Below are 3,901 nucleotides of genomic sequence, written 5' to 3' on the forward strand. Positions count from 1 at the left end.
AAAACGCTATTAAGCTTTTTTTGTGAATAATTGTGGGAGGGTGGACAGGGTTCACCCTTTTTTGTCGGCAATTGCGATCGCTGCTCCTCTCAAAACCAATAGAAATCTAAATGTCTGAGTCTCTCCAAAAGGTAACAAGTAAACTATAAAGGATATCGTCATCAGGTCTGATCGGCGATCGACTCCCGAATATATGGACAACAAAAACCCATGGAGACAACCTATACCCTAGCTGATGGGCCTGAAGCACTTCAATGCCCCACTTTAATTGAAGATGATCGCACGGGCATGAGTCCCGAAACCCTAAAACGGGCTTTTCTGGACAATCTATTTTATTTGCAAGGGGTTAACCGCACCGATGCCAGTCCCTACAATTACTATGTCGCCCTTGCCTACACCGTTCGCGATCGCCTGCTGCGTCGTTTTCTGAAATCCACCGACACCTACAAACAAGAAAAAGTTAAACTCGTCTGCTATTTCTCCGCCGAATTCCTCATGGGGCGGTATTTAGGCAATAATCTCGCTAATTTGGGTATTTATGACCGAATCAAAGAGATGATCGAGGAATTAGGTCTTGATTTTGAGGAAATTATCGAACAGGAACCGGATCCCGGCCTGGGAAACGGCGGTTTAGGTCGTTTAGCGGCTTGTTTCCTCGATTCCCTCGCTTCCCTAGAAATTCCCGCCATCGGTTACGGGATCCGCTACGAATTTGGCATTTTCCATCAAATCATCCAAAACGGTTGGCAGGTGGAAATCCCCGATAACTGGCTACGCTTCGGCAATCCTTGGGAATTACCCCGTCCCGATGAAAGTGTGGAAGTAAAACTGGGTGGCCGGACGGAAATCTATCACGACGATAAGGGACAGGAACGGGTACAATGGCTGCCGGAACGTCGGGTTTTAGCCATTCCCCACGATACCCCCGTCCCGGGTTACAAAACCAACACGGTTAACGCTTTGCGTCTCTGGAAAGCAGAAGCGAGTGAATCGTTTAATTTTGAGGCTTTTAACGCCGGGTTATACGATCAATCCGTGGCCGAAAAAATGGACGCGGAAACCATTTCTAAAGTCCTTTATCCCAACGATAACACCCCCGCCGGTCGCGAATTACGTCTCGCCCAACAATACTTTTTTGTGGCCGCTTCCCTGCAAGATTTAATTCGCATTCACCTAAAAAGCCACAAAAATCTGCAAAACTTCCACGAAACCGCCGCTATTCAACTGAACGATACTCACCCCGCCATTGCGATCGCTGAGTTAATGCGTTTGTTAGTGGATGAAAACGGCTTAGAATGGTCAAAAGCTTGGGCAATTACCCAAAAAACCTTCGCTTATACCAATCATACCCTATTGCCGGAAGCCCTGGAACGTTGGTCGGCGGATTTACTTGGTAAACTGCTGCCCCGACATCTAGAAATTATCTATCTGATCAATCACTTTTTCCTTGAGGATGTGCGGACTTGGTTTCCCGATAACGAGGAATTATTGGGCAAATTGTCGATAGTTGAAGAAGCTGGTTGGGGTAATAAACAAATTCGCATGGCTAATTTAGCCTGTGTGGGTAGTCACTCGATTAACGGAGTCGCCGCTTTACACACAGAGTTACTGCAAAAGGACACCCTGAAAGAGTTTGCCATGCTCTGGCCGGAAAAATTCTACAATAAAACCAATGGTGTCACCCCGCGCCGGTGGATTTTATTGAGCAATCCCCAATTATCGGCACTATTTACTGAAAAAATCGGCGATGATTGGTTAAAAGACCTGAAGGAATTGCGAAAACTGGAACAATACCTTGATGATCCCGAATTCCGTCAGCGTTGGTATGAAATTAAACAGGCGAATAAGGCCGATTTAGCGGCTTATATGCTGAAAACCCGCAATATCGAGGTGGATGTTAATTCGATTTTCGATGTGCAGGTAAAACGGATTCACGAATACAAACGCCAACATCTGGCAGTTCTGCACATTATCGCCCTTTACAATCGCATTAAACAGAACCCTCAGATCGATATCGTGCCGCGCACTTTTATCTTTGGTGGTAAGGCAGCCCCCGGTTACTTTATGGCTAAGTTAATTATTAAGTTAACTAATGCTGTAGCTGAAATTGTTAATAAGGATCCTGATGTCAGAGGTCGTTTAAAATTGGTTTTCCTGCCTAACTTTAACGTTTCTTTGGGTCAACGCATCTATCCGGCGGCGGATCTGTCCGAACAGATTTCCACGGCGGGTAAGGAAGCTTCCGGAACCGGTAACATGAAGTTTGCCATGAATGGCTCCCTCACCATTGGGACTCTGGACGGTGCTAATATCGAAATTCGCGAGGAAGCAGGGGCAGAAAATTTCTTCCTTTTTGGCTTGACAGCAGGAGAAGTTTATGCTAAGAAAGCACACGGTTATGAACCGATGAGCTATTACAAAAATAATCGCGAATTGAAGGGAGTGATCGATCGAATTAAGAGTGGTTATTTTAGCCATGGTGACCAGGAATTATTCAGGCCGATCGTCGATTCTCTCCTCTACGATGACCAGTATATGCTTTTAGCTGATTATCAATCCTACGCTGATTGTCAGGAACAGGTAAGTGAAGCTTATCGCGATCGGGACAAGTGGACGCGGATGTCGATTCTCAACTCGGTTCGTATGGCCAAATTCTCTAGCGATCGCACAATCTGGGAATATTGTCAAGAGATTTGGAAAGTTAATCCGGTCAAGATTAGTTTAGAGGATTAAAAAACTCGGTCAAGTTCGGGTTTAGTCCTTGACTAGCCCGAATTCTGGAACCGTAGCCCCAAAAATGCTTTGTGAAAACGTCTAAACTATGATTTTTATGATTGTTTGATGGACTAGGATTTTAAGTTTTATACACTTCAATTATTTCTAGTTATAGTTAGGTTTTCTTTTCGGCTTGTGAACTCTTTTAAACTGTAAACTGATATTTCCAAAATTAAGCAATAATCCAATATCTAACCCATAAGCTTCGAGATAATTGATAGCTTGTGCTAAGTGAACGTCTTCAAGTTGAATAACGGCTTTTAATTCTACCATCACTTTACCTTCAACAAAAAAGTCAACTCGTCTTGTACCTATTTGATCATCTTTATAAAAGATCGGCATTTCGTGTTCTCTCGAAAAAGATAATCCCTGTAGGTTCATTTCTTTTGCCAAAGCACGTTGATAAATTACTTCTTGAAAACCATTTCCTAAGATACGGTGAACTTCCATTGCACAACCAATAATTTTACCTGTTAGTTCACTTTCAGGGTATTGGGGATTAATAAAAGTCATGGCTAGGATTTAGATGATGAAGTGAGGATTTTGATTAGATTGTCTCTGATAATTCAATGTCTAAACTATGATTAGACTCATGATTTAATGATGGACTATGATTGGGTTGTTTTTGACAATTCAATGTCTAAACTATGATTTAGAATGATTGAATGATAGACTATGATTAGGTTATCTTTCGACAATCACGACTATTTATTGTATTATATCACATCATGGGGTCGCTCTCTCGAAAAGAATCATAGTCCATCACATAATCACAAAAATCATAGTTAAGACGATGATTAGAATGAGCGACTATGATTAGGTTATCTTTGACAATCATGAGTATTTATTGTCTTATATCACATCATGGGGTCGCTCTCTCGAAAAGAATCATAGTCCATCACACAATCACAAAAATCATAGTTAAGACGATGATTAGACTCATGATTGAATGAGCGACTATGATTAGGTTATCTTTGACAATCATCAGTATTTATTGTCTTATATCACATCATGGGGTCGCTCTCTCGAAAAAAATCACAGTCCCTCACATAATCACAAAAATCATAGTTAAGACGATGATTAGACTCATGATTGAATGAGCGACTATGATTAGGTTATCTTTGAC

2 protein-coding genes are annotated in these 3,901 nt (G+C 42.0%); one reads left to right on the plus strand and one right to left on the minus strand.

Annotation, left to right across the window (positions count from 1 at the left end; genetic code table 11):
- Positions 1-210: 210 nt before the first annotated feature.
- A complete protein-coding gene (locus tag O9332_RS18110) occupies positions 211-2,733 on the plus strand; it encodes a glycogen/starch/alpha-glucan phosphorylase (protein WP_288026716.1) in 2,523 nt (840 codons plus the stop codon).
- Positions 2,734-2,880: 147 nt separating this feature from the next.
- Here O9332_RS18110 and O9332_RS18115 read toward each other — a convergent pair whose 3' ends face one another.
- The gene (locus O9332_RS18115; protein WP_002759175.1) at positions 2,881-3,288 is read right to left on the minus strand and encodes a GxxExxY protein; all 408 of its coding nucleotides are present in this window, start codon (positions 3,286-3,288) and stop codon (positions 2,881-2,883) included.
- Positions 3,289-3,901 lie beyond the last annotated feature (613 nt).

Source organism: Microcystis sp. LE19-10.1B (genome assembly GCF_027530565.1).
GTDB lineage: Bacteria > Cyanobacteriota > Cyanobacteriia > Cyanobacteriales > Microcystaceae > Microcystis > Microcystis aeruginosa.